The sequence below is a fragment of the Pseudomonas paracarnis genome (assembly GCF_904063055.1).
Taxonomy (GTDB): Bacteria; Pseudomonadota; Gammaproteobacteria; order Pseudomonadales; family Pseudomonadaceae; genus Aquipseudomonas; species Aquipseudomonas paracarnis.
The window spans coordinates 1-438 of the sequence record NZ_CAJFCN010000099.1 but is presented as its reverse complement, the minus strand read 5'-3'; the positions used below and the strand labels follow the sequence as shown (position 1 = coordinate 438).

At 54.1% G+C, this 438-nt stretch carries 1 protein-coding gene; it reads left to right on the top strand.

Annotated features, from left to right (window positions below; translation table 11 throughout):
* Positions 1 to 252: 252 nt before the first annotated feature.
* Positions 253 to 438: DUF7740 domain-containing protein (locus tag JMV15_RS28075; protein ID WP_201492008.1), on the top strand; the 186-nt coding region annotated here is incomplete at its 3' end.

Genomic DNA, 438 nt, shown 5'->3' with positions numbered 1-438 from the left:
TCTGGCGTTTGTGGCGAAACGGCTTTAGCATCTTGACCTCCGGGAATGTGCTGGGTAAGTGGCCTTTTAGCCTTTTCGGATAGCGCTCTTTCCCTTGAGTGCCCATTCCCTTCCCACCCTTACCCGTCCTTTTTGGCTCGTGTCCCTTTGTGCGGGAATCGGAATATGGATTCTCCTAGGCATCATTTTTTGGGGCTAGTACGGAAAAGAAAAGAATCGATACACTGCGGTGCATATTTTTTAGGTCTTGCCATGAACCTAACTGACGCCACGCTTGTGCTGCTGGTCGCGGCACGTATCCATGGGACCGACGAAGCCGTCCGGGCCTCGGCGAATAGCGTGGTCAAGAAGGTGACGCGCAGTAAACGTGATCTGATCTCACGGGGCATCGATAGCCGCAGTCCGCTCGAGCTGGTGGGTTTTCGTGCGCAGAACATG